General features: G+C 70.8%; 26 protein-coding genes and 1 tRNA gene. 8 read left to right on the top strand and 19 right to left on the bottom strand.

Translation table 11 applies throughout. From position 1 onward, the window contains the following. Positions 1–8: 8 nt before the first annotated feature. Complete coding sequence (locus AWC30_RS16180) at positions 9–548, bottom strand: DUF4333 domain-containing protein (protein ID WP_085111267.1); 540 nt, start codon at positions 546–548, stop codon at positions 9–11. A 51-nt stretch (positions 549–599) separates the two neighbouring features. After that, entirely contained in the window at positions 600–2,411 is a 1,812-nt protein-coding gene (gene arc, locus AWC30_RS16175; protein WP_085111266.1) for a proteasome ATPase, read from the bottom strand. Between the two features lie 162 nt (positions 2,412–2,573). Between arc and AWC30_RS16170 the strand changes: the two genes are divergently transcribed. From AWC30_RS16170 to AWC30_RS16160, 3 genes are read left to right on the top strand one after another with little or no spacing between them, the layout of a single operon-like run. After that, positions 2,574–3,053 (top strand): MTB12 family secreted protein, encoded by a 480-nt coding sequence (locus tag AWC30_RS16170; RefSeq protein WP_109562108.1) that lies wholly within the window; start codon positions 2,574–2,576, stop codon positions 3,051–3,053. 9 nt (positions 3,054–3,062) lie between these two features. Then, positions 3,063–3,629 carry a lipoprotein LppK gene (gene lppK / locus AWC30_RS16165; RefSeq protein WP_085111265.1) on the top strand — a complete coding sequence of 189 codons (567 nt, stop codon included), beginning with the start codon at positions 3,063–3,065 and terminating at the stop codon, positions 3,627–3,629. A 3-nt stretch (positions 3,630–3,632) separates the two neighbouring features. After that, positions 3,633–3,926 carry a DUF503 domain-containing protein gene (locus AWC30_RS16160; protein ID WP_085111264.1) on the top strand — a complete coding sequence of 98 codons (294 nt, stop codon included), beginning with the start codon at positions 3,633–3,635 and terminating at the stop codon, positions 3,924–3,926. A 116-nt stretch (positions 3,927–4,042) separates the two neighbouring features. On the opposite strand, the gene AWC30_RS16155 is transcribed toward AWC30_RS16160, so the two are convergent. The 6 genes from AWC30_RS16155 to metH are packed head-to-tail and all read right to left on the bottom strand — an operon-like array spanning position 4,043 to position 11,025. Then, positions 4,043–4,876 carry a tRNA (adenine-N1)-methyltransferase gene (locus AWC30_RS16155; protein ID WP_085111263.1) on the bottom strand — a complete coding sequence of 278 codons (834 nt, stop codon included), beginning with the start codon at positions 4,874–4,876 and terminating at the stop codon, positions 4,043–4,045. 48 nt (positions 4,877–4,924) lie between these two features. Then, positions 4,925–5,407: a DUF4126 family protein gene (locus AWC30_RS16150; RefSeq protein ID WP_085111262.1), complete on the bottom strand. Its 483-nt coding sequence runs from the start codon at positions 5,405–5,407 to the stop codon at positions 4,925–4,927. A 58-nt stretch (positions 5,408–5,465) separates the two neighbouring features. Then, on the bottom strand, positions 5,466–6,317 hold the full coding sequence (gene hisG, locus AWC30_RS16145) for an ATP phosphoribosyltransferase (RefSeq protein ID WP_085111321.1): 852 nt from the start codon (positions 6,315–6,317) through the stop codon (positions 5,466–5,468). 2 nt (positions 6,318–6,319) lie between these two features. Continuing rightward, entirely contained in the window at positions 6,320–6,601 is a 282-nt protein-coding gene (locus AWC30_RS16140) for a phosphoribosyl-ATP diphosphatase (RefSeq protein WP_085111261.1), read from the bottom strand. Beyond that, entirely contained in the window at positions 6,598–7,293 is a 696-nt protein-coding gene (locus AWC30_RS16135) for an HAD family hydrolase (protein WP_085111260.1), read from the bottom strand. Before AWC30_RS16135 ends, AWC30_RS16140 begins: the two co-directional genes overlap by 4 nt. 3 nt (positions 7,294–7,296) lie before the next feature. After that, the gene (gene metH / locus AWC30_RS16130) at positions 7,297–11,025 is read right to left on the bottom strand and encodes a methionine synthase (protein ID WP_085111259.1); all 3,729 of its coding nucleotides are present in this window, start codon (positions 11,023–11,025) and stop codon (positions 7,297–7,299) included. A 170-nt stretch (positions 11,026–11,195) separates the two neighbouring features. On the opposite strand from metH, the gene AWC30_RS16125 reads away from it, so the two are divergent. Beyond that, positions 11,196–12,062, top strand: a complete 867-nt coding sequence (locus AWC30_RS16125) for a PAC2 family protein (protein WP_085111258.1) — start codon at positions 11,196–11,198, stop codon at positions 12,060–12,062. A 30-nt stretch (positions 12,063–12,092) separates the two neighbouring features. Here the strand turns inward: AWC30_RS16125 and AWC30_RS16120 are convergent, their stop codons facing one another. The 9 genes from AWC30_RS16120 to AWC30_RS16080 form a co-directional block, all read right to left on the bottom strand. Continuing rightward, positions 12,093–12,311 carry a hypothetical protein gene (locus tag AWC30_RS16120; RefSeq protein WP_085111320.1) on the bottom strand — a complete coding sequence of 73 codons (219 nt, stop codon included), beginning with the start codon at positions 12,309–12,311 and terminating at the stop codon, positions 12,093–12,095. A 106-nt stretch (positions 12,312–12,417) separates the two neighbouring features. Continuing rightward, a complete protein-coding gene (locus tag AWC30_RS16115; protein WP_085111257.1) occupies positions 12,418–13,311 on the bottom strand; it encodes an SDR family oxidoreductase in 894 nt (297 codons plus the stop codon). A 10-nt stretch (positions 13,312–13,321) separates the two neighbouring features. Further along, complete coding sequence (gene mshC, locus AWC30_RS16110) at positions 13,322–14,590, bottom strand: cysteine--1-D-myo-inosityl 2-amino-2-deoxy-alpha-D-glucopyranoside ligase (protein ID WP_085111256.1); 1,269 nt, start codon at positions 14,588–14,590, stop codon at positions 13,322–13,324. 31 nt (positions 14,591–14,621) lie between these two features. Next, the gene (locus AWC30_RS16105) at positions 14,622–15,404 is read right to left on the bottom strand and encodes a 3'(2'),5'-bisphosphate nucleotidase CysQ (RefSeq protein ID WP_085111255.1); all 783 of its coding nucleotides are present in this window, start codon (positions 15,402–15,404) and stop codon (positions 14,622–14,624) included. Between the two features lie 56 nt (positions 15,405–15,460). Continuing rightward, positions 15,461–16,261, bottom strand: coding sequence for an Rv2133c family protein (locus AWC30_RS16100; RefSeq protein ID WP_085111254.1), 801 nt, complete (start codon positions 16,259–16,261; stop codon positions 15,461–15,463). Continuing rightward, positions 16,245–16,826 (bottom strand): Rv2134c family protein, encoded by a 582-nt coding sequence (locus AWC30_RS16095; RefSeq protein ID WP_085111253.1) that lies wholly within the window; start codon positions 16,824–16,826, stop codon positions 16,245–16,247. The genes AWC30_RS16100 and AWC30_RS16095 overlap by 17 nt, the downstream gene beginning before the upstream one ends. Positions 16,827–16,848: 22 nt before the next feature. After that, a complete protein-coding gene (locus AWC30_RS16090; RefSeq protein ID WP_085111252.1) occupies positions 16,849–17,526 on the bottom strand; it encodes a histidine phosphatase family protein in 678 nt (225 codons plus the stop codon). Further along, on the bottom strand, positions 17,523–18,350 hold the full coding sequence (locus tag AWC30_RS16085; RefSeq protein ID WP_085111319.1) for an undecaprenyl-diphosphate phosphatase: 828 nt from the start codon (positions 18,348–18,350) through the stop codon (positions 17,523–17,525). The genes AWC30_RS16090 and AWC30_RS16085 overlap by 4 nt, the downstream gene beginning before the upstream one ends. Before the next feature lie 62 nt (positions 18,351–18,412). Next, positions 18,413–18,715 (bottom strand): hypothetical protein, encoded by a 303-nt coding sequence (locus tag AWC30_RS16080; RefSeq protein WP_085111251.1) that lies wholly within the window; start codon positions 18,713–18,715, stop codon positions 18,413–18,415. A 141-nt stretch (positions 18,716–18,856) separates the two neighbouring features. On the opposite strand from AWC30_RS16080, the gene AWC30_RS16075 reads away from it, so the two are divergent. Genes AWC30_RS16075 through AWC30_RS16065 form a run of 3 tightly spaced genes read left to right on the top strand, consistent with a single transcriptional unit; the run spans position 18,857 to position 21,215 of the window. Beyond that, positions 18,857–19,900, top strand: a complete 1,044-nt coding sequence (locus AWC30_RS16075) for a YncE family protein (protein WP_207568466.1) — start codon at positions 18,857–18,859, stop codon at positions 19,898–19,900. Next, a complete protein-coding gene (locus AWC30_RS16070) occupies positions 19,897–20,142 on the top strand; it encodes a DUF5703 family protein (RefSeq protein ID WP_085111250.1) in 246 nt (81 codons plus the stop codon). Before AWC30_RS16075 ends, AWC30_RS16070 begins: the two co-directional genes overlap by 4 nt. Then, positions 20,142–21,215: a quinone-dependent dihydroorotate dehydrogenase gene (locus tag AWC30_RS16065; RefSeq protein ID WP_085111249.1), complete on the top strand. Its 1,074-nt coding sequence runs from the start codon at positions 20,142–20,144 to the stop codon at positions 21,213–21,215. Before AWC30_RS16070 ends, AWC30_RS16065 begins: the two co-directional genes overlap by 1 nt. Here AWC30_RS16065 and AWC30_RS16060 read toward each other — a convergent pair. Then, positions 21,212–21,742 carry a YbhB/YbcL family Raf kinase inhibitor-like protein gene (locus tag AWC30_RS16060; RefSeq protein ID WP_085111248.1) on the bottom strand — a complete coding sequence of 177 codons (531 nt, stop codon included), beginning with the start codon at positions 21,740–21,742 and terminating at the stop codon, positions 21,212–21,214. The two genes, AWC30_RS16065 and AWC30_RS16060, sit on opposite strands and share 4 nt — an antisense overlap. Before the next feature lie 26 nt (positions 21,743–21,768). Continuing rightward, positions 21,769–23,157 carry a M20/M25/M40 family metallo-hydrolase gene (locus tag AWC30_RS16055; protein ID WP_085111247.1) on the bottom strand — a complete coding sequence of 463 codons (1,389 nt, stop codon included), beginning with the start codon at positions 23,155–23,157 and terminating at the stop codon, positions 21,769–21,771. A 38-nt stretch (positions 23,158–23,195) separates the two neighbouring features. On the opposite strand from AWC30_RS16055, the gene AWC30_RS16050 reads away from it, so the two are divergent. Continuing rightward, a tRNA-Leu gene (locus AWC30_RS16050) sits at positions 23,196–23,284 on the top strand. Positions 23,285–23,414: the final 130 nt, after the last annotated feature.

The raw sequence follows: 23,414 nt of genomic DNA, 5'->3' as shown, positions 1-23,414 counted from the left end.
CCTCCACCCTAGGGGGTGGCTTCGGGCAGCAACTCCCAGCGGTCGTCGTTGTCCACCCCGCCCGCGGTCACCCGCAGGGTGCGGTCGTGGCCGGCCGGGTCGGTGGCCGTGCAGTCGAAGGAGTCCCCGTCGGCGACCATCGTGATCCCCTCACCGCAGTCGACGCTGACGTCGAAACCCTGGTTGGCGGTGAGTTGTTCACTGAGTTTCTCGCTCGCGATCGGCAGGTCGTAGAGCGTGTCGAGGGTGCGGAAGTTGACGTTTCCGTCCTGCCCGACGGTGACCTGGATGCGGACCTTCTGGTCATCGTGGCCGTCGACGGTCGCGGTGCACACGAAGTTCTCCCCCTCTTTCGGTGGCGGCTTCGGACGTGGGCAGAGGACGTCGGACGGGGTGTGCCCCATCGAGCCGTACTGGCTGGTGAGGTTGTCCTTGATCTGCGACTGCACCTTGTCGTAGTCCAGACCACCGGTGGAGAACCACATCGAACACGCGCTGACCAACGGCAGCGCCAGCAGCGGGGCGACCCGCCGGAATTGATGAGCCATGCGAAAACGGTAACGCGGCCCGGCCCGCCCGCTGAACGCGAAATTCCGGCGCTACAGGTACTGACCGAGGTTGGATTCGGTGTCGATGGCGCGGCTGGCGCTGGCGCTCTTGCCGGTGACCAGGGTGCGGATGTAGACGATCCGCTCGCCCTTCTTACCCGAGATCCGCGCCCAGTCATCCGGGTTGGTGGTGTTGGGCAGGTCCTCGTTCTCGGCGAATTCGTCGACGATCGAATCCAGCAGGTGCTGGATGCGCAGGCCGGGCTGGCCGGTCTCCAACACCGATTTGATCGCGTACTTCTTGGCCCGGTCGACGACGTTCTGGATCATCGCGCCGGAGTTGAAGTCCTTGAAGTACATGACCTCCTTGTCCCCGTTGGCGTAGGTGACCTCCAGGAACCGGTTGTCCTCGATCTCGGCGTACATCCGGTCGACGACCTTCTCGATCATCGCCTTGATGCACGTCACGCGGTCCCCGCCGAATTCGGCGAGGTCGTCGGCGTGCACGGGCAGGTCCTCGGTGAGGTACTTGCTGAAGATGTCCTGGGCGGCCTCGGCATCGGGGCGCTCGATCTTGATCTTCACGTCGAGGCGGCCGGGCCGCAGGATCGCCGGGTCGATCATGTCCTCACGGTTGGACGCACCGATGACGATGACGTTCTCCAGACCCTCCACCCCGTCGATCTCGCTCAGCAGCTGCGGAACCACGGTGGTCTCCACGTCGGAGGAGACGCCGGTGCCGCGGGTGCGGAAGATCGAGTCCATCTCGTCGAAGAACACGATCACCGGGGTGCCCTCGGAGGCCTTCTCCCGGGCCCGCTGGAAGATCAGCCGGATGTGCCGCTCGGTCTCGCCGACGAACTTGTTCAGCAGCTCCGGGCCCTTGATGTTGAGGAAGTAGGACTTGGCTTCCTTGGCGTTGTCGCCGCGCACCTCGGCCATTTTCTTGGCCAGCGAGTTGGCCACCGCCTTGGCGATCAGGGTCTTACCGCAGCCGGGCGGGCCGTAGAGCAGCACGCCTTTGGGCGGTCGCAGCAGGTATTCGCGGTACAGCTCGCCGTGCAGGAACGGCAGCTCCACCGCGTCGCGGATCTGTTCGATCTGTCGGCCCAGCCCGCCGATGTCGGCGTAGCTGACGTCGGGCACCTCTTCGAGCACCAGGTCCTCGACCTCGGCCTTCGGGATGCGCTCGAAGGCGTAGCCGGCCTTGGCGTCGACCAGCAGCGAGTCCCCCGGACGCAGTTTGCGCGGCCGCGAGTCGTCGCTGAGCGTGCTGGCGTGTTCGGGCAGGTCCTCGGCGATCAGCGGCTCGGCCAGCCAGACGATGCGTTCCTCGTCGGCGTGGCCGACGACCAGCGCGCGGTGGCCGTCGCCGAGGACTTCCCGCAGCGTGGAGATCTCCCCCACCGACTCGAACGTGCCTGCCTCCACCACGGTCAGCGCCTCGTTGAGCCGGACCGTCTGGCCCTTCTTCAGCCCGGCGACCTCGATGTTCGGCGAGCAGGTCAACCGCATCTTGCGGCCGGAGGTGAACACGTCGACGGTGTCGTCGTCGTGGGTGCCCAGCAGCACTCCGTACCCGCTGGGCGGCTGCCCGAGCCGGTCGACCTCCTCGCGCAGCGCCAGCAGCTGCTGGCGGGCCTCTTTCAGCGTTTCCATCAGCTTGGCGTTGCGGGACGTCAGCGAGTCCAGCCGGGCTTCCAGCTGGTGCACCTCCCGCGCGCCGCGCGGTCCGCCGGCCGCTTCGAGCCGATCCCGCAGCGTCGCCGCCTCGCGACGCAGCTCCTCAAGTTCGGCGGCGTCGTCACTGGACAGGGGGTTGATGCGGGGATCGCCGAACGCGTCACGCTCTGACTCGCCCATGGGGCCCTCCTTTCCAACGCCGGACCCGGCGGAGTGGATGGTTCAACGCTACCGGCGATCACCGTTTCATGCGTGCAGGAGAAATCCGACACTCCGGCGGCACTGTTAACCTGGATCGTCAGCTGGTCCGGAGCCGGACCGATTGAAAGGACGACTTTTACCGTGAAATTCCTCGCCACAAGCGTTGCCGCCGTCGCCGCCCTCGGGGCCGCCGCGGCCGGCCTGACCTCACCGGCCACCGTCACCGCACCGGTCCAGCCGGTGGTGTTCGACGCGCCGCTGCCGCTGGAGCCGCCCGACGCGGCGCTGCCGAGCCCCGACCAACTGACCGGGGTTCTCAACGGCCTGGCCGACCCGAACGTGCCGTTCTCCAACAAGAGTTACCTGGTCGAGGGCGGTCTGGGCCTGCTGGAGTCACGTACCGCCGACAAGGCGCTGCAGCGCGCCGCCGAGAAGGGCAGCCTGCCGCTGTCGTTCAGTGTGGCCAATATCGCACCGGCCGGGCCGGGTGCGGCCACCGCCGACGTCACCGCCAGCGGCCCGTCGACCCCGGCGATCACCCAGTCGCTGACCTTCGTCGACCAGGGCGGCTGGAAGCTGTCGCGCAACTCGGCGATGACGCTGCTGCAGTCGGTGCGCTAAGCGCTGCCGATGCGTCGGACGCTGAGCGTCGCGCTCGCCGCCCCGGCGGTGGCGGCGGCGTTGTGCCTGCCCGGATGCGCGCCGCAGGCGAGCACCCCGGTGGACACGACGTTGCCCGCGCCACCGTCGACGACGACCACCCCGCCCCACGACCCGGGGCTACCGGACCCGGGCGCGTTGACCGACGTGCTGTACCGGCTGGCGGACCCGGCGGTGCCGGGCGCTGAGAAGGTGGTGTTGGTGCAGGGCGCCACCGAGGCCGACGCCGAAACCCTGGACCGGTTCGCCGCGGCATTGCGGGACAACGGCTACCGGCCCGCCACCTTCACCGCCGACGACCTGGTGTGGTCGGCGGCCGGCCCCCCGGACGGGGTGGTGGCCGACGTGACGATCGCTAAAAACGGTGAGGAGCACGGTTTCTCACTGCCGATGGAATTCGACCGCACCGACGGGCAGTGGCAACTGTCCCACGACACCTTCGACATGCTTCTCGGCAGCGGGCCGGGCGCGTCGGACTCCCCCGGACCGCCCGAGCCGGAGAGTCCCGGGCCCGAAGCCCCGGGACCGCCCGGATGACCGATGTGGATCGGCTGGCTGGAGTTCGACGTCCTGCTCGGTGACGTGCGCTCGCTGAAGCAGAAGCGCTCGGTGGTCCGCCCGATCATCGCCGAACTGCAGCGCCGGTTCGCGGTGTCCGCGGCCGAGACCGGCACGGTCGACCTGCACCGCCGGGCCGGGATCGGGGTCGCGGTGGTCGCCGGTGACCGTGCCCACGTCGTCTCGGTGCTCGACGCGGCCGAGCGACTGGTGGCCGACCGCCCGGAGATCGAGCTGCTTTCGGCCGGTCGCGGTCTGCGCCGCAGCGACGACTGAGGCACCGGCCGAGTCACCGAATGCGCACTCCCTGCGAGGTTTCCGGCGATTTTTCGCGCTGAGTACACGCTCGGGACGGGCTGGCCGTCGGATGTGTGATCGTCGCCCCGCGCGTCCTACCGTGGCTGTTTACGGCGCTTGGGGGTCGGTGGGGTGACACCGGGGGCCATCCGGCGGGTGGAGACCAGGAACGCGGTGTGCCCGCGCATGTTGTGCTGCGGGCGCACCGCCAACCCCACCACATCCCAGTCGCGTTGCAGGCTCTCCCAGGACCGCGGCTCGGTCCAGCATTGCTGTTCGCGCAGCGCCTCGACCACCTTCGACAGCTGGGTGACCGTCGCGACGTAGACGATCAGCACCCCACCGGGCACCAGCACCCGCCCCACCGCGTCGAGCACCTCCCACGGGGAGAGCATGTCGAGCACCACGCGGTCGATCGAGGCGGGCGGCAGGTCGGTGCCGGCCAGGTCGCCGAGGATCAGCTGCCAGTTCTCCGGAGCCTCGCCGAAGAACGTCTCGACGTTGCGGCGGGCGTGCTCGGCGTGGTCCTCGCGCACCTCGTAGGAGATCACCCGCCCGGTCGGGCCGGTGGCGCGCAGCAGCGAACAGGTCATCGCCCCGGAGCCCGCCCCGGCCTCCAGCACCCGCGAGCCCGGGAAGATGTCGCCCTCGTGGACGATCTGGGCCGCGTCCTTGGGGTAGATGACCTGTGCCCCGCGCGGCATGGACAGGACGTAGTCGACCAGCAGGGGCCGCAGCACCAAGAACGGGTTGCCGTTGGTGGAGGTGACGACGCTGCCCTCGGGCAGCCCGAGCACGTCGTCGTGCCGCACGGCGCCACGGTGGGTGTGGAACTCACCGCCGGGGCTGAGCAGCACGGTGTAGCGGCGCCCTTTGGCGTCGGTGAGCTGGGCGCGGTCGCCCGCGGTGAACGGGCCGGTGGTGGACACGGACGTCTAGCCTGCCAAAGCGGGCCGCGGCGGTGCCGGCCGGGCCGATCAGCCGGCGGCGGCCAGCGCCATCACGCCCACCCCGCCGAGCACGGCGACGGCGTCCTCGACCAGCCCCGCGGCCATGCGGCGCCCACCGGTGGCGTTGACCAGCAACTGCCGGCCCGCGTAGCCGCCGAGGGTGCCCAGCACCGCCCCGATCAGGCCCGCCCCCAGGCTCGACCAGCGGTAGCCCCACACGGTGCCGAGGACGGCACCGGCGAACGCGCCGGCCAGCAGCCGGGCCGCGAACTGCAACACGATGGTGCGGTCGGGGGTGCCGGGCAGCTTGTCGCCGACCAGCTCGGTCACCGCCAGCAGGCTCAGCAGCACGACGGTCACCGGCTCACCCACCCAGGAGGCCCAGGTGTCGGCGAGCCCGATCCCGCCGAGCATGGCGGCCCAGGCGACCAGGGCGGGCGCTGCCAGCGCCCGCAGCCCGGCGATGACGCCGATCAGCAGCGCCAGCCCCAACACCATCAGTTGCGTCACTATCGCCTCCAGCGCGCTCGCCGCCGGGTCCCGGCGGTCACCGGGACGCTAACACGGGTCAGAACCGGCAGAATCGGATATCGGAGGCCAGGATGGCCCGCGCGCCCACCTCGGAGAGCCGGTCCATCGTGGTGTTGACGTCGCGGCGCGGGACCAGGGCGCGCACCGCCACCCATTCGGGGTCGGCCAGCGGCGCGATCGTCGGTGATTCCAGGCCCGGGGTGATCGCGGCGGCCGCCTCGAGCACCGAGCGCGGGCAGTCGTAGTCGAGCATCAGGTACTGCTGGCCGAACACCACACCCTGCACCCGGGCGGCCAGGTGCCCGCGTGCGGCGGTCTTGGCCTCCTCCGGCGGGTTGCGTTCGATCAGCACCGCCTCGGAGTCGCACAGCGAGGCGCCGAAGGCGGCCAGATTGTGCAACCGCAGGGTCCGCCCCGACCCGACGACGTCGGCGATGGCGTCGGCGACGCCGAGCTGGATCGAGATCTCCACCGCGCCGTCGAGCCGGATCACCTCGGCGCCGATTCCCCGGTCGGCGAGGTCCTTGCGGACCAGGTTCGGGTAGGAGGTGGCGATGCGTTTGCCGGCCAGATCGGCCACCGACCAGTCCTGTCCGGCCGGCGCGGCGTAGCGGAAGGTGGAGCGGCCGAAGCCCAGTGCCAGCCGCTCGGTGACCGGTGCCTCCGATTCCAGTGCCAAATCGCGGCCGGTGATGCCCAGATCCAGTTCGCCGGAGCCGACGTAGATCGGAATGTCCTTGGGCCGCAGGAAGAAGAACTCGACCTGGTTGGTCGGGTCGAGCACGGTGAGGTCTTTGGCGTCACCGCGGCGGCGGTAGCCGGCCTCGCCGAGCATCTCCACGGCGGACTCACTCAATGCACCCTTGTTGGGCACCGCGACTCGTAGCACGTTCACAGCTTCCGGTAGACGTCGTCGAGGGTCAGCCCGCGCGCCAGCATCAGCACCTGGGTCCAGTACAGGAGCTGGCTGATCTCGGTGGCCAGCTCCTCGTCGGATTCGTGTTCGGCGGCCAGCCACACCTCGCCCGCCTCCTCGAGGATCTTCTTGCCGACGGTGTGCACACCGGCGTCCAACGCGGCCACGGTGGCGCTGCCCGTCGGTCGGGTGCGGGCCCGCTCCTCCAGTTCGGCAAAGAGATCCTCGAAGGTCTTCACAGGCTGGGATTGTTTCATGGCGCATCCGGGGAGGTCACATCGGTTTCGCCGGTGCGCAGCACCCGGTGCACCGCGGTCAGCGCCGCGACGTCGAAACCGGTGAGCGAGGTCGCGTGGCGTCGGCCCGGCCCGTCCGGCACGGCCACCGCGTTGGGGATCACCAGCACCGGGCAGCCGGCCGCTCGGGCGGAGTCGGTTCCGGTCACCGAGTCCTCGACGGCAAGGCAGTCCGCCGGTGCCGCCCCCAGCGCGGTTGCGGCGGCCAGGTAGGGGTCCGGTGCCGGTTTGGCGCGCGGCACCTCGTCGCCGCAGACCGTCACCGCGAAGTAGTCACGCCCGATGCTGTCGAGGGCGCGTTCGGTCAGTGCGCGGGCGGTGTTGGTCACCAGCGCCATCGGAACCTCGGCTGCGGCCAGCGCGTCGAGCAGTTCCCTGGCCCCCGGGCGCCACGGCAACCCGTCGGCGAACAGCGCGCCGACCCGGTCGTGCAGCCAGTGTGCGGAGGCGTCCAGCGCCGCGGCGTCCAGCCCCAGGCCCAGGTCGGTGTGCACGATGCGCATGGCGCGCTGTGCGGAACTGCCGACGGTGGCCTCCCGCACCGCCGCGGAGAGACGACCGCCGTGGCGGGCGTAGAACGCCTGCATCGCGGTGTCCCACAGCTTCTCGGAGTCGACGAGGGTGCCGTCCATGTCCCACAGGACCGCACGCAGGGCTCAGTCCTCCGGGTTGTAGCCGAGGTTGGCGCCCAGCCAGCGCTCGGCCTCGGCCAAGGTCCAGCCCTTGCGCTTGGCGTAGTCGGCGACCTGGTCCTGGGCCAGCCGGCCGATCACGAAATACTGCGACTGCGGGTGCGAGAAGTACAGGCCGCTGACGGCGGCACCCGGCCACATCGCCATCGAGTCGGTCAGCTCGATGCGGGTCCGCTCGGTCACGTCCATCAACTTCCAGATCGTCGCCTTCTCGGTGTGCTCCGGGCAGGCCGGGTAGCCCGGGGCCGGGCGGATCCCCTGGTACTTCTCGGCGATGAGTGCCTCGTTGTCCAGGGTCTCGTCGGGCTGGAATCCCCAGAACTCCTTGCGAACCCGCTGGTGCATCCGTTCGGCGAAGGCTTCCGCCAGCCGGTCGGCCACCGACTCCAGCAGGATCGCGCTGTAGTCGTCGAGATCCGCCTTGAACTCCGCGATCTTCTCGCCGCTGCCCAGCCCCGCGGTGACGGCGAACGCGCCGATGTAGTCGGCCAGACCCGTTTCTTTGGGCGCGATGAAGTCACCCAGCGACTTGTTCGCGATGCCTTCGCGGTGCTGGCCCTGCTGGCGCAGGTTGTGGAACATGGCCAGCACTTCGGTGCGGGACTCGTCGGTGTAGACCTCGACGTCGTCACCGACCGCGTTGGCCGGGAAGAACCCGATCACGGCGTTGGCCGTCAGCCACTTCTCTTCGATCGCGGTGTCCAGCATCTGCTGGGCGTCGTCGTAGAGCTTGCGGGCGGCCTCCCCCGACGCCGGGTTGTTGAGGATGTCGGGGAAGCGGCCCTTCATCTCCCAGGCGTTGAAGAACGGCTGCCAGTCGATGAACTCGCGCAGCTCGGCGAGGTCGTAGTCCAGGAACTCCCGGACTCCGAGACCCTGGGCGGGCACCGGCGGCGTGTAGCCGTCCCAGTCGATCGGCGTCCGGTTCGCGCGGGCCTTCTCCAGCGGCACCATCGGCCGCTCACTCTTCTGGGCGTGCCGCGCCCGCAGGGAGGCGTAGTCGGCCTCGGTCTGCTCCAGCAGCGCCGGGCGCTGTTTGTCGTCGAGCAGTGCGGCGACGACCGGCACCGAGCGGGAGGCGTCCTTGACCCAGATCACCGGAGCGTTGCGGCGCGGCGCGATCTTCACCGCGGTGTGGGCACTCGAGGTGGTCGCCCCGCCGATCAGCAGCGGGATCTCCAAGCCTTCGCGTTCCATTTCGGCGGCGAAACCGGCCATCTCCTCCAGCGACGGGGTGATCAGACCGGACAGTCCGACGATGTCGGCGTCGTACTCGTTGGCCGCGGCGAGGATCTTGTCGGCGGGCACCATCACACCGAGGTCGACGACGGAGTAGTTGTTGCACTGCAACACGACCCCGACGATGTTCTTGCCGATGTCGTGGACGTCGCCCTTCACCGTCGCCATCACGATCGTGCCGTTGGTGTGCTCGGCTTCGCCGGGCTGCTTCTCCGCCTCGATGTAGGGCAGTAGGTAGGCGACGGCCTTCTTCATCACCCGGGCCGACTTGACCACCTGGGGCAGGAACATCTTGCCCGCCCCGAAGAGGTCGCCGACGACGTTCATGCCGTCCATCAGCGGGCCCTCGATCACCTCGATCGGCCGGCCGCCCGCGGCGGCGATCTCGGCCCGCAACTCCTCGGTGTCCTCGTCGACGTGCGCGTCGATGCCCTTGACCAGGGCGTGCGTGATCCGCTCGCGGACCTCGAGGTTGCGCCACTCGGCCGCGGCGGGATCGTCGGCGGCTTCTCCGGACTTGTTGAACCGTTCGGCGATCTCCAGCAGCCGTTCGGCGGCATCGGCGCGACGGTTGAGCACGACGTCCTCGATGCGTTCCCGCAGTTCGGGGTCGATCGAGTCGTAGGGCACCAGTGCTCCGGGGTTGACGATGCCCATGTCCAGTCCGGCCTCGATGGCGTGGAACAGGAAGACCGCGTGGATGGCTTCCCGGACCGGGTTGTTGCCCCGGAAGGAGAACGACACGTTCGAGATACCGCCGGAGATGTTCACCCCGGGCAGGTTCTCCTTGATCCAGGCGCAGGCCTCGATGAAGTCGATCCCGTAGGTCGCGTGCTCCTCGATGCCGGTCGCCAGCGCGAAGCAGTTCGGGTCGAAGATGATGTCCTCGGCCGGGAAGCCGACCTGTTCGGTCAGGATGCGGTAGGCGCGCCCGCAGATCTCCTTGCGGCGCTCCAGGTTGTCGGCTTGGCCCTGTTCGTCGAAGGCCATCACGACGACGGCGGCGCCGTACTTGCGGCACAGCCGGGCCTCGGCGATGAACTTCTCCTCACCCTCCTTCATCGAGATCGAGTTGACGATCGGCTTGCCCTGCACGTTCTTCAGGCCCGCCTCGATGACCTCCCACTTGGAGGAGTCGATCATCACCGGGATGCGGCTGATGTCGGGCTCGCTCGCGACCAGCCTGGTGAACCGGTCCATCGCGGCGACGCCGTCGATCATGCCCTCGTCCATGTTGATGTCGATGACCTGCGAACCGACCTCGACCTGCTGTAACGCGACCGACAGCGCGGTGTCGTAGTCCTCGGCCTTGATCAGGTTGCGGAACCGGGCGGAGCCGGTGATGTTGGTGCGCTCACCGATGTTGACGAACAACGAGTCGTCGGTGATGTTGAGTGGTTCCAGACCGGCAAGCCGGGTGGCCACCTCGATCTCGGGCACCTCACGTGGCGGCTTGCCTTCGACGACCTTGACGATCTCGGCGATGTGCTCCGGCGCCGTTCCGCAGCACCCGCCGACCAGGTTGACCAGGCCGGCGTCGACGAAGTCGGCCATATAGGAAGCCTGACGCTCCGGGTTCTCGTCGTATTCGCCGAACGCGTTGGGCAGCCCGGCGTTCGGGTAGCAGGAGACGAAGGTGTCCGCGATCCGCGCCATCTCGGCGATGTAGGGCCGCATCTCCGGTGCGCCCAGGGCGCAGTTGAGGCCGACCGCGATGGGCTTGGCGTGCCGGATCGAGTTCCAGAACGCCTCGGTGACCTGGCCGGACAGCGTGCGCCCGGAGGCATCGGTGATGGTGCCGGAGATGATGACCGGCCAGCGGCGGCCGCGCTCCTCGAACAGGGTCTCGACGGCGAACACCGCCGCCTTGGCGTTCAGCGAGTCGAAGATCGTCTCGACGAGGATGAGGTCGGCGCCACCGTCGACCAGGCCGCCGGCGGCCTCGAGGTAGGCGGCGACCAGCTGGTCGTAGGTGATGTTGCGGGCGCCGGGGTCGTTGACATCGGGCGAGATCGACGCCGTCCGCGTCGTCGGCCCGAGGGTGCCGGCCACGTAGCGGGGTTGCTCCGGGGTGCTGAACTCATCGGCGGCCTTGCGGGCCAGGGCGGCCCCGGCGTAGTTCAGTTCGTAGGCCAGCTCCGCCATGTCGTAGTCGGCCAGCGAGATCGCGGTCGAGTTGAACGTGTTGGTCTCGATGATGTCGGCGCCCACCTCGAGGTACTCGCGGTGGATGCCCTCGATGATCTGCGGCTGCGTCAGGTTGAGCAGGTCGTTGTTGCCCTGCAGCGGCGACGGCCACTCACTGAACCGCTCGCCGCGGTACCCGGCCTCGTCGGGGCGGTCCCGCTGAATCGCCGTGCCCATCGCGCCGTCGATCACCACGATCCGCCGACGCAGCGCAGCGGTCAGTTCCTCGGTGCAGTCCGGCCGGATGTCGGGTTCAAAGGTGCTCACGCGGCCTCCTTCCGTAGCGGAAGGCGTCCTTAGTCTGCCGAGCGTGGCGGCCACCGGGAAAAGCCCGGCGCACCGTTGCAACGCCTCTCGGCGCTGAAGAGTCTACTTCGTCGCGCGGCGCCGGGGCGAAGGCGCCAAAGCTCCCGGCCGTACGCCGTAGGCTGAAGTCCGTGACCCGACCGTTCGATGGCCTCGCGCTGCCCGACCTGCACGACCCCATCGTGGTGGTCGCGTTCGAGGGCTGGAACGACGCCGGCGACGCCGCCACCGGCGCGCTGGAGCACCTCGACACGGTCTGGGCGGGCGTACCGATCGTGGAGATCGACGACGAGGACTACTACGACTACCAGGTCAGCCGGCCGGTGATCCGGCTCGTCGACGGGGTGACCCGCGCGCTGGTGTGGCCGTCGATGCGGATCGCCTACTGCCGCCCGCCCGGCGTCGACCGCGACATCGTATTGATGCACGGGGTGGAGCCGAACCTGCGGTGGCGCACATTCTGCACCGAACTTCTCGACACCGCCGAACGCCTGGGCGTCGACACGGTGCTGATCCTGGGGGCGCTGCTGGCCGACACCCCGCACACCCGCCCGGTGCCGGTCTCCGGGGCGGCGTACTCGGCGGAGTCCGCCGCCCGGTTCGGCCTGACCGAGACCCGCTACGAGGGGCCGACCGGGATCGCCGGGGTGTTGCAGGAGATATGCGTGGGACGCGGCATCCCGGCGGTGTCGTTCTGGGCGGCGGTGCCGCACTACGTGTCGCAGCCACCCAACCCGAAGGCGACGGTGGCGTTGCTGCGCCGGGTCGAGGAGGTCCTCGACATCGAGGTGCCGCTGGCCGACCTGCCCGCCCAGGCCGAGGAGTGGGAACAGCTGGTCAGCGAGATGACCGCCGAGGACGACGAGATCGCCGACTACGTGGCGTCCCTGGAGGAACGCGGCGACGCCGAGGTCGACCTGAACGAGGCGCTCGGCCAGATCGACGGGGATGCGCTGGCCGCGGAGTTCGAGCGTTACCTGCGCCGGCGCCGGCGCTGAGGCCGCCGCGCACGCCCGGCCGTCGTCGGACTACTGCGGGTCCGGCTCCTCGCCCACCGGCACCACCTCGCGCAGGAAGTCGCGCCTGCCCAGGTACTCCGAGAGGTACTGGCGGTGCTCGGGGCAGGCGAGCCAGATCTTGCGCCGGTCGGGGGTGTGGATCTTGGGGTTGTTCCACACCACCTGGTAGACGGCGGTGGCCTCGCAGCCCTTCGCCGAGCAGACCAGCGTCTCCTGCGGTGCACTCATCCCCCGGTCCTCCTTGTCATCGCCGAACATGTCATCGCCGAACTGTCCCCGGCGTGCGTCGCCGGGTCCGCCCGGTGCAACCCGCCCGGCGCCCGCGAGCTTCCTGCTAGCGCTGTTCCAGGCGTTCGGTGTGGGCGCTGGTGGAGCGGCCCAGGGCCGCGACCTCGGCGTCCATCCGCGGCAGCAGGTCGGCGGCCAAGCGGTGTATCGGCAGTTCGCCGAGCGGGGTGGACAGCACCGGGCGCAGCCAGCGCAGCGCGCCCACCCAGCCGGGGCAGTTGACCCGGCGGCGGCGCCGCTCGATGCCGTCGACGAACGCGCTGGCGCAGTCCGCCACCGAGGTGGTGCGGTTCAGCGGGACGGGCAGGCGGCGCACCATCTCGGCGAAGGTCGACAGGTCGGAGGTGCTGTCGCGGACCATCGCGGTGTCGATCCAGGACATGTGCGCCGAGCCGACCGCGACGCCGCGGTGGGCGAGCTCCAGGCGCAGCGTGTTGGCCAGCTGTTCCACCGCCGCTTTCGACGCGGTGTAGGCGGTCAGCCCCGGCCCCGCCGTGTAGGCCGCCATCGAGGAGACCAGCAGCAGGTAGCCGCGGCTCTCGAGCACGGCGGGCAGCGTCGCCCGCACCGTGTTGAACACCCCGACCACGTTGACGTCGACGATCCGTTGGAAGGCCCCCGGATCGATGTGGCTCACCGAGCCGTAGCCGATGATCCCGGCGTTGGCCACCACCACGTCGAGGCCGCCGAAGTGCTCCACCGCCGCGGTGGCCGCGGCCTGCAGGGCGGCCAGGTCCCGCACGTCGGCGACGGCGGTACGGACCCGGTCACCGGTCAGCGTCTCCGCCAGCGCGGCCAGCTTCGCGTCGTCGAGGTCGACGAGCATCAGGCCGGCCCCCTGCGCGTGCAGCCGGCGGGCGAGCTCGGCGCCGATGCCATCGGCGGCCCCGGTGATCAGGACGGTCTTGCCGTGTACCGATCTGCTGCGTCGACGCCCCATACCGGCAAAGCTACCGGCCGGAGCCGGCGTTGTCCTCGGGGTCGAGCACCACACCGAGCAGGGCGTCCACCGCGTCGGCCACCGCCCGCGGCGCGGCGGGGTCGTGGCCGCCGTACTCCAGGGCATCGGTGACCCAGCCGTCGAGGGCGGCCAGCGCCATCGGGGTGTCCAGGTCGTCGGCCAGGTAGCGGCGTAACCGGGCGATGACGTCGGCGGCGTCGGGCCCGGCGGGCAGGGCCGCCGCGGTGCGCCACCGCTCCAGCCGGGCGACGGCCTCGGCGAGGACACCGTCGTCCCAGAACCGGTCGGCGCGGTAGTGGCCGGCCAGCAGGCCCAACCGGATCGCGGACGGGTCGACGCCGGCGGCCACCAGCTTGGAGACCAGCACCAGGTTCCCGCGGCTCTTCGACATCTTGTGCCCGTCCCAACCGATCATCCCGGCGTGCACGTAGTGCCGGGCGAACCGGCGCTCCCCGGTCACCGATTCGGCGTGGGCGGCGGAGTATTCGTGGTGCGGGAAGATCAGGTCGCTGCCGCCGCCCTGGATGTCCAGGCCGGGACCGATCCGGTCCAGGGCGATCGCCGAGCACTCCACGTGCCAGCCGGGCCGGCCCCGCCCGAACGGCGACGGCCAACTGGGTTCGCCGGGCCGTTCGGCGGACCACAGCAGCGCGTCGAGCCGGTCGACCTTGCCGGGCCGGTCGGGGTCGCCGCCGCGCTCGGCGAAGAACTCCAGCATGGTGTCGAGGTCGTAGTTGGATTCGTAGCCGAACTGCGCGGTGGCGTCGGCGCGGAAATAGACGTCCGGGTGGTCGGGGTCGTCGATGACGTAGGCGGCCCCGGCGGCGAGCAGTTTCTCGATGATCTCGATGACCTCGGCGATGGCCTCGGTGGCGCCGACGTAGTCGTGCGGCGGCAGCACCCGCAGCGCGGCCATGTCGGCGGTGAACAGGGCCACCTCGCGGTCGCCCAACGCGCGCCAGTCGATGCCGTCGCGGCGGGCCCGCTCGAACAGCGGATCGTCGATGTCGGTGATGTTCTGCACGTAGCGCACCGCCAGCCCGGCGTCCAGCCAGATCCGGTGGATCAGGTCGAACGCCAGATAGGTGGCGGCGTGGCCGAGGTGGGTGGCGTCGTAGGGGGTGATCCCGCAGACGTACATGGTGGCCGTGGCGCCGGGGCTGACCGGGCGCACCCGGCGGTCGGCGGTGTCGTAGAGCCGCAGTTGCGGGCCGTGCCCGGGCACCACCGGAACCGGGACCGCCGACCACGACTGCATACCGTCGACTCTAAGACCCGTGCTCATCGGCTCAGCGAACCGCCCGCCGGATCGCCGTCAGCAGCGGCTCGGCCACCTCCGGGCGGCAGATCAACAGGTCCGGCAGGTAGGGGTCGGGCCGGTTGTACAGCAGCGGGGAGCCGTCGAGGCGGGAAGCGTGCAGGCCCGCCGCCAGGGCCACCCCGGCGGGGGCGGCGGAGTCCCATTCCCATTGGCCGCCGGCGTGCAGGTAGGCGTCGACCTCGCCGCGCACCACCGCCATCGCCTTGGCTCCGGCCGACCCGATCGGCACCAACTCCAGCGGCACCGACTGGTGGATGAACCGCAGGATCGCCGGTGGCCGGCTGGCGCTGACCGCCACCCGCACCGGGTCGGTGCCCCTGGCCGGCCCGGCGGCGACCGCGGTGTCGCTGCGGTGGACCTCGCCCATGGCGGGCAGCGCGACGGCGGCATCGGTGATGGCTCCCTGCGGTCCGCCGTCGCGGCGCCACAGCGCGATGTGCACCGCCCAGTCCGGGCGGCCGGGGGTGGAGAACTCACGGGTGCCGTCCAGCGGGTCGACGATCCAGACCCGCTCGGTGTGCAGCCGCCGCAGGCTGTCCGGGGATTCCTCGCTGAGCACCGCGTCGTCGGGGCGGGCGGCGCGCAGCCGGTCGAGGATCAGCGTGTTGGCGCGGGCGTCGCCGGCGTCGCCGAGCCCCCACGGGTGGTCGAAGCCGACCTGGTCGCGGACTTCGAGCAGCAGCCGACCGGCCTCCTCGGCCACGTCGGCGGCCAGGGCCGCATCGGTCTGGTCTGCCGACGCTGATGTCACCGGCCCAGTATCGGCGGTCCCGGGTCCGCCGCGGCCGGTGGGGTGCTGACCGCCGCTCAGAACGCCGGCCAGGGAATGGGGTGGAAGCGGTCGTCGGGCTCGGGCATCACCGGGGCGGCGAGCAGGTGCTCGGCGCGATGGCGAAGGGCGGTGATCTCCGCGCCGGTGAGGTGATCGGCCAACTCCGCGCCCAGCGGGCCGTCCAGCGCCTCGAGCAGGGTGGTGACCCCGGCCAGCGCGGCGTCGTCGACGGGTTTGCCCGCCCAGCCCCACAGCACGGTGCGCAGCTTGTCCTCGACGTGCAGGGTCACGCCGTGGTCGACGCCGTAGACGGCGCCGTCGGCGCCGCGTAGGACGTGCCCGCCCTTGCGGTCGGCGTTGTTGACCAGCACATCGAAGACCGCCATCCGGAACAGGTGCGGATGGTCGGCGTGGACCAGCAGGACCCGGGCGCCGGTGTGGTCGCGGGCCTGCAGCACCGGCAGGTAGCCGTCGGGTACGGCGCCGGCCGGCACCAGGTCGACGAGGTCGGGTGCGTCGTTCTCCGCCGGCGGGTCGATCCACCGTTGCACCATGCCCTCGCCGGCGGGGCCGTCCCGGATCACGGTGTCGGGCACCAGGTTCCAGCCCAGGTGACGCGAGATCAGGTAGGTGCCGAGCTCGCGGCCGGCCAGTGTCCCGTCCGGGAAGTCCCACAGCGGCTGCTCGCCGGCGACCGGTTTGTACACGCAGTGCATGGTGTGCCCGCCCAGGCTCGCCTCGCACAGGAAGGTGGCGTTGCTCGCCGAGCGGATCCGGCCCAGCACCGCCAGTTCGCCGCGGCGCAGCAACTCGGCCCGGTCAGGCGCCGGGATCATCATCGGCCCACGCGCCGCGCCGGTAGCCGTTGCTGCGGACGCAGATGTGTCCCTCGGCGTCCAGCGGCTCGGTGCAGATCGGGCAGGGCGGGCGGCCCGCGGCGATCACCCGGTTGGAGCGGCTGGCGAACTGGCGGGCCGCGTCGGGGGTGAGGAACACCCGCACCGCGTCGGGCCCCTCCTCGGTGTCGTCGAGCACCACCGAGGCGTCGAACTCGGCGTCGGTCACCGCGAGCAGTTCGACCACCACGGTCAGGGCCTCGGAGTCCCAGCCCAGCCCCATGGTGCCGACCCGGAACTCGGCGTCGACCGGGGTGACCAGCGGCTCGAGGTCCTCGACGGTCTCCGGTTCGGGTGGGATCGGGGTGCCGAACCGGCGGTTGACCTCCACCAGCAGGGCATCGATCCGCTCGGCGAGCACCGCGACCTGCTGCTTTTCCACCATCACCGACACGACGCGGGCGTCGTGCACCGCCTGCAGGTAGAAGGTGCGGTTGCCGGGTTGCCCGACGGTGCCGGCGATGAACCGGTCGGGGCTTCGAAAGACGTGGATGGCGCGGGGCATGGCAACTCCAAAATACCGGTGGTCAACCCGTCGACCCGCCCACCGGGGCGTCGCCGGTCGCGGCGGGCGGGGCGTGCAACGCGGCGGCCAGTCCCGGGCCGGTGTGGTTGACGTGCAGCACCAGCGGCCGCAGCCGGGTGTAGCGGATCACGCTCAGCGACGCCGGGTCGACGTTGATGCGCTGGAAGCTGTCCAGGTGGGTGCCGACGGCGTCGGCGACGACGGACTTGATCACGTCGCCGTGGGTGCAGGCCAGCCAGAGCACGTCGGCGCCGTGCTCGTCGGCCAACCGCCGGTCGTGGTCGCGGACCGCGGCGACGGCGCGGGCCTGCACCTGCGCCAGCCCTTCCCCGTCGGGGAAGACCGCCGCGCTGGGCTGGGCCTGCACCACCGACCACAGCGGTTCGTTGACCAGGTCGCTGAGGGTGCGTCCGGTCCAGGCCCCGTAGTCGACTTCGGTGAGCCGGTCGTCGACGATCGGGGTCAGGTTCAGCGCCGCGGCCAGCGGGGCGACGGTGCTCTCGCAGCGCAGCAACGGCGAGTGCACGATCGCGGTGAGCGGCAGTGCACCGATCCGCTCGGCGAGCCCGGCGGCCTGGTCCCGGCCGGTGTCGTCGAGGTCGACGCCGGCGGAGCGGCCGGCCAGCACACCGGCGGTGTTGGCGGTGGAGCGGCCGTGCCGCAGCAGCAGGACCGTCATGTGGTGAGCACCCCGGTGGCCAGCAGCACCAGCACGGCGGTCCCGGCGAGCACCCGGTAGCCGACGAACCAGTACATGGTGTGGCTGACCAGGAATCGCAGGAACCAGGCCACCGCCGCGTAGCCGACCGCGAACGCGATCACGGTGGCGACCAGCAGTTGCGGTCCGGTCGCGCTCATGCCCTCGCTGACCGGGTGGAAGGCGTCGGGCAGCGAGTACAGACCGGAGGCGAACACCGCCGGGATGGCCAGCAGGAAACCGAATCGGGCGGCCAGTTCGCGGTCGAGGCCCAGGAACAGCCCGGCGCTGATGGTGGCGCCCGACCGCGACACCCCGGGCACCAGCGCGAGCATCTGGGCGGTGCCCACGATCAGGGCGTCGGAGAGTCGCAGCCGGTCGATGTGGCGGGTCTGGCGGCCGGTGTATTCGGCGACCGCGATCACCGCGGAGAACACCACCAGGGCGGTGGCCACCACCCACAGGTTGCGCACCCCGGACCGGATGATGTCGGTGAACAACAGACCGGCCACACAGATCGGGATGGTCCCGACGATCACGTACCAGCCCAGTCGGTAGTCGGCGTCGCGGTGCGCGGCGACGAACAGCCCGTTGAACCAGGCCCGCACGATGCGCACGATGTCACGGGCGAAGTACACGATCACCGCGGCTTCGGTGCCCAGCTGGGTCACGGCGGTGAACGAGGCCCCGGCATCGCCGTCGAAGAACAACCGCGAGGTGATCGCCAGGTGGCCGGACGAGGAGATCGGCAGGAATTCGGTCAGTCCCTGCACCACGGCGAGAACGATCGTCTGCAGCCAGGACATCTCCACGGGCACAGACACGACGATGACCGTACCGGTGGGTCGGCCGGCGCGGCGGGCGGGGTTTAGCGGGCGACGGGTTCGGCGGTGGCGACCGCGTCGCGCACCGCGGCGGCCAGGCTGCGTTCGTCGGTCACGTCGATGCCGACGAGGCTGCGCGACGCGGTGGCCACGACGTCTTCGGCCTGCGGGACCGGGCCGGCCAGCCGCGGCCGGTAGATCTCGACCAGCAGGAACTGGTGGTCGACGTGGAAGGCGAAGCTGCGTCCGTCGCCGACCGCGCCGAATCCGCTGCCGAAGATGCCGGTGGAGATGTCTTCGATCGTGAACTCCTGGCCGATGTGAGGCTCGGGTGCGGCAAGGGTCATGGTCGTGACCCTACCCCCAGAACCGGGCCGGATGGCCCAGACCGGGCGGGTCGGCGTACCGCGCGTTTCGTCGCCGCCGTCACCGGTTCCCTACAATCGATCGACGATGCCTCCCGCCCCGACACCCCCGCGAGTGACCCGTTGCTGAAATCCGGTGGTCGCGCACTTCGCCGCACCTGGATCGGGTTGTTGTGCGCGACGGTCCTGGTGGCGGCCCCGACCGGCTGCTCCTCCGAGCGTTTCGATCCGGCCCCCCGCACCATCCCGCCGGCCACCCCGGCCCAGTCGCCGCCGACCGCCGCAGCGCCCGCCGGTATGGTGCACCCGCTGGCGGGGAACGCCGCCGCGGCCCTGTTCGACCCGGGCGCCGGGCTGGTGGCGCTGGTGCCCGGCACCGACCCGCCGGACCCGGCCACCCTGGCGGTGCTGGCGCCGGGTGCTGCGGCGGCGCGCAGCATCGCGCTGCCGGGCCCGGTGGGCGCGATGGCCGGTGACGGGCACGGCACCGCCTACCTGTCCACCCGCGGCGGCTATTTCCTGGTGGATCTGGCCGCCGGGCACACCAGTCGGGTCGAGGTCGATGACGCCGCGGACACCGATTTCACCGCGATCGCGCGGCGCGGTGACGGGACGCTGGTGCTGGGCAGCGCCGACGGGGTGGTGTTCACGCTGTCCTCGCCGACCGCGGTCGCCCACCGGGAGGATGCGTTCGCCCGCGTCGACGCGATCGTCACCCGCGCCGACACCGCGGTGGTGCTCGACCGCGGCCAGACGTCGGTGACCTCGATCGGCCCCAACGGGGCGATGCGGCAGGCGCTGCGGGCGGGGCAGGGCACCACCACGCTGGCCGTGGACCCGCACGGGCGGGTGCTGGCCGCCGACACCCGGGGCGGGCAGCTGCTGGTCTTCGGCACCGATCCGCTGATCATGCGCCAGGCCTATCCGGTGCCCGACTCCCCCTACGGGCTGGCGGGTTCGCGGCGACTGGCCTGGGTGTCGCAGACCGCGACCAACACCGTCGTTGGCTACGATCTGGACACTGGTATCCCCGTGGAGAAGGTGCGTTATCCGACCGTGCGCCAACCCGACTCGCTGGCTTTCGACGATGCCACCGACACCCTCTATGTGGTGTCCGGAGCAGGCGGCGGCATCCAGGTGATCGACCGTGCCGGGGGCGGCCGGTGAGCGCGGCGCGGTCGCCGCGGCTGCCCGCCGGCTGGGACGTCGACCTCTCCGACGACTACGACTGGGTTCCGCTGCGGTTGCCGCCGGATGTGACCCGGTTGTCCGCTTCCATCCGGCTGTCGATCGAGGCGGAGTACCGCGGCTGGGAACTGACCCGGGTGCGCCTGTACACCGACGGCAGCAGGCGGGTGTTGTTGCGGCGCCGCAAGACCGCCCAACTGCTCGACCGGCCGGAGCACTGATGGCCTACCGCGCGTTGCGGGGGCTGATGTTCGCGGTGCCCCCCGAGCGCATCCACACCGCGGTGTTCGCCGCGCTGCGCGGGGCGACCGCGCCGCCCCCGCTGCGCCGGGCGCTGCACCGCCGGCTCGGTCCGACCGATCCGGTCCTGGCCAGCACGGTGTTCGGGGTGCGTTTCCCGGGGCCGCTGGGTTTGGCCGCCGGGTTCGACAAGGACGGCCTCGGCGTGAACACCTGGGGGGCATTGGGTTTCGGGCACGCCGAGGTCGGAACGGTCACCGCGCAACCACAACCGGGCAATCCAGCGCCGCGGCTGTTCCGGCTGCCCGCCGACCGGGCACTGCTCAACCGGATGGGCTTCAACAACCACGGCGCGGGCGCGCTGGCCGTGCGCCTGGCCCACCAGCGCCCCGACATCCCGATCGGGGTGAACATCGGCAAGTCCAAGGTGACCCCGCCGCAGGAGGCGGTCGAGGACTACCGGTGCAGCGCGCGACTGCTCGCGCCGCTGGCCGCCTACCTGGTGGTCAACGTCAGCTCACCGAACACCCCGGGACTGCGCGACCTGCAGGCCGTGGAGTCACTGCGGCCGATCCTGGCCGCCGTGCTCGGCGAGGCCGCACCGACCGCCACACCGGTGCTGGTGAAGATCGCCCCCGACCTCTCCGACGCCGACGTCGACGCCGTCGCCGACCTCGCGGTGGAGCTGGGCCTGGCCGGAATCGTCGCCACCAACACCACCGTGGGTCGCGCCGGGCTGCACACTCCCGGGGTGGCCGAGCTCGGCGCGGGCGGGGTCTCCGGTCCGCCGGTCGCCGAACGGTCACTGGCGGTGCTGCGCCGGTTGTACGCCCGGGCCGGTGGCCGGTTGACGCTGGTCAGCGTCGGCGGTATCGAGAACGCCGACGACGCCTGGCGGCGGATCACCGCCGGGGCCGCACTGCTGCAGGGCTACACCGGTTTCGTCTACGGCGGCGGCCTGTGGGCCAAGCGGATCCACGACGGGGTGGCCGCCCGGTTGCAGGCGGGCGGCCACCGGTCGCTGGCCGAGGCGGTCGGGACCGCCGCCGGTTAGTTCTGCTCGTAGGTGGCGTGGATGACCGCGCGGGCGATGGCGTTGCTGAACAGGTTGAAGCCCAGGTAGGCGGGGGTGGCCTCGGCGGGCAGTTCCAGCTTCTCCACCTTCACCGCGTGCACCGCCACGTAGTAGCGGTGCGGCCCGTGCCCGGCAGGCGGGGCGGCCCCGATGTAGCGGCGCATGCCGGCGTCGTTGGCCAGGGTCAGCGCGTCGCCGGGCAGCAGGCTGCCGTCGCCGGCGCCCTCGGGCAAGTCGGTGGTGGTGGCCGGCAGGTTGGCCACCGCCCAGTGCCAGAACCCCGACCCGGTGGGGGCGTCGGGGTCATAGACCGTCACCGCGAAGCTGCGGGTCTCCTCGGGGAAGCCGGACCAGCTCAGTTGTGGGCTCAGGTCCTCTCCCCCGGCGCCCATGATGCCGCTGACCTGGGCTTTGGCCAGTGGCTGGCCGTCGGTGATCGAGGTGGAGGTCAGGGTGAAGCCGGGCAGCTGCGGCAGCGCGGCGTAGGGGTCGGGCGATGTGGTCATCGTCGGTCCTTTCTGTAGCGGTGTGTCTAACAGTGGCGCAGGAAGTGCTCGAGTACCTCGGTGCCGAAGGTGAGTGCGTCGACGGGTACCCGCTCATCGACGCCGTGGAACAGTGCGGCGAAATCGAGTTCGGGAGGCAGCCGCAGCGGGATGAACCCGAAGCAGCGGCCCCCCAGCCGGTCGAAGGCCTTCGCGTCGGTGCCCCCGGACAGCATGTAGGGCACCGCGCGCGCGTCGGGGTCCACCGCCAACAGGGCGGCGTTCATGGCGTCGACCAGATCGCCGTCGAAACTGGTCTGGTAGGGCGCCAGTTCGGTGATCCACTCCCGGGTGACGTCCGGGCCGATCAGCGCGTCGACCTCGGCTTCGAAGGCCGCCTGCCGGCCCGGCAACACCCGGCAGTCCAGCACCGCTTCGGCGACGGCCGGGATGACGTTGGCCTTGTATCCGGCGGTGAGCATGGTGGGGTTGACGGTGTCGCGCAGGGTGGCGCCGATCAGTTTGGCGATCGGGCCGAGCTTGGCGATGGTGCCCTCGATGTCCGGGGAGTCCGGGTCGAAGGCGTGGCCGGTCTCCTCGCCCACCGCGGTGAGGAACTGCTCGACGGGTTCGCTGAGCATCAGCGGGAACCGGTGGCGGCCCAGTCGGGCGACGGCCTCGGCGACGGCGGTGACGGCGTTGTCCTGGTTGATCATCGACCCGTGCCCGGCGCGGCCGCGCGCGGTCAGCCGCATCCACCGCATGCCCTTCTCGGCGGTCTCGATCAGGTACAGCCGGCGCAGTTCGCCGTCGCGGCGCTGCACGCTCAGCGAGAAGCCGCCCACTTCGCCGATCGCCTCGGTGACCCCGTCGAACAGGTCGGGGCGGTGTTCGACGAGCCATTGCGCGCCGAAGCGGCCGCCGGCCTCCTCGTCGGCGACGAAGGCGAACACCAGGTCGCGCGGGGGGACCACGCCGGTGCGCCGGAAGTGGCGTGCCACCGCGATCATCATGCCGATCATGTTCTTCATGTCGACCGCGCCGCGGCCCCAGACGTAGCCGTCCTCGACCGCTCCGGAGAACGGGTGCACGCTCCAGTCGGCCGGCTCGGCGGGCACCACGTCGAGGTGGCCGTGGATCAGCAGCGCACCGCGGGTCGGGTCGGCGCCGGGCACCCGGATGATGACGTTGCCGCGTCCGGGCGCCCCGGACTCGACGTACTCGGGTTGGTAGCCGACCTCGGCGAGCTGCTCGGCGACCCAGTGGGCGCATTCGGCCTCCCCGACGGTGGTGTCGGGCTCGCCGGTGTTGGTGGTGTCGAACCGGATCAGCCGGCTGACGAGATCCACCACTTCGTCGGCGGCGCTGGGGGCATCGGTCACAGACCCTTGTCTACCACTGCGCCGGCTGCCGGGTTTGGGCCGACCCGAGCCCATCCGATAGCCTTAGCTGCCCCGGCGTTGTGGTCGGGTCGGTCCGAGTGGCGGAATGGCAGACGCGCTAGCTTGAGGTGCTAGTGCCCTATTAACGGGCGTGGGGGTTCAAGTCCCCCCTCGGACACCATTGTGATGAGTCGCGTCATCGGTGACAGCTGAGTCGCGTCATTGGTTACAGATGGGACTGGTGCACGATCGGGTGACAGTGTCGGTGTCATGCCGCTGAGGCGGCTGTGTTGATGATCGTCTCGTATTGG

Source organism: Mycolicibacillus trivialis, from assembly GCF_002102395.1.
Classification (GTDB): domain Bacteria; phylum Actinomycetota; class Actinomycetes; order Mycobacteriales; family Mycobacteriaceae; genus Mycobacterium; species Mycobacterium triviale.
Note: the sequence above shows the minus strand (reverse complement) of the source record. Positions and strands in the feature narration are given on the sequence as shown.